The 1,118-nt window shown below is 60.5% G+C and carries 1 protein-coding gene; it reads right to left on the bottom strand.

Going from position 1 to position 1,118, the window contains the following annotated elements; genetic code table 11:
* Positions 1-1,118: elongation factor Tu (tuf, locus tag GOW56_RS21660; protein ID WP_171207162.1), on the bottom strand; the 1,118-nt coding region annotated here is incomplete at both ends.

The following is a 1,118-nucleotide window of genomic DNA, read 5'->3' on the forward strand; positions in this document are numbered from 1 at the left end:
GCGAAACGCAGGCCGTTTTCCATCGCGATCGGCGCGATCAGCTCAACGCCGAACGACACGTTGTCGCCGGGCATGACCATCTCGGTGCCTTCGGCCAGGGTCACGGTGCCGGTCACGTCCGTGGTCCGGAAGTAGAACTGCGGACGGTAGTTCGCGAAGAACGGGGTGTGACGACCGCCTTCTTCCTTGGTCAGGATATAGGCTTCGGCTTCGAACTTGGTGTGCGGGGTCACCGAACCCGGCTTGCACAGAACCTGGCCACGCTCAACGCCGTCACGGTCAACACCACGCAGCAGCGCGCCGATGTTGTCGCCCGCTTCACCGCGGTCCAGCAGCTTGCGGAACATTTCAACGCCGGTGCAGGTGGTCTTGGTGGTGTCGCGGATGCCGACGATTTCAATCTCGTCACCAACGTTGATCACGCCACGCTCAACACGACCGGTCACAACGGTACCACGACCCGAGATCGAGAACACGTCTTCGATCGGCATCAGGAACGGCTGGTCAACCGCACGCTCGGGGGTGTCGATATACTCATCAACAGCCGCCATCAGCTCGCGGATCTTGTTCTCGCCGATTTCCGGGTTGTTGCCTTCCATCGCCGCCAGAGCCGAACCTGCGATGATCGGGATATCGTCGCCGGGGTAGTCGTAGCTGGACAGCAGTTCGCGAACTTCCATCTCAACCAGTTCCAGCAGCTCTTCGTCGTCAACCTGGTCAACTTTGTTCAGGAACACGACCATCTTCGGGATGCCAACCTGGCGGCCCAGCAGGATGTGCTCGCGCGTCTGCGGCATCGGGCCGTCAGCGGCGTTCACAACCAGGATCGCGCCGTCCATCTGCGCCGCACCGGTGATCATGTTCTTGACGTAGTCGGCGTGGCCGGGGCAGTCGACATGCGCATAGTGGCGGTTGTCGGTCTCGTATTCCACGTGGGCGGTCGAGATGGTGATGCCGCGCGCTTTCTCTTCCGGCGCACCGTCGATCTGGTCATACGCTTTGAAGTCACCGAAATACTTGGTGATTGCTGCGGTCAGCGTGGTCTTGCCGTGGTCAACGTGGCCAATCGTGCCGATGTTGACGTGCGGTTTTGTACGCTCAAACTTTTCCTTTGCCAT

Origin of the sequence: Ruegeria sp. HKCCA0235A (assembly GCF_013033235.1) — a bacterium.
In the GTDB taxonomy this organism is placed as follows: domain Bacteria; phylum Pseudomonadota; class Alphaproteobacteria; order Rhodobacterales; family Rhodobacteraceae; genus Ruegeria.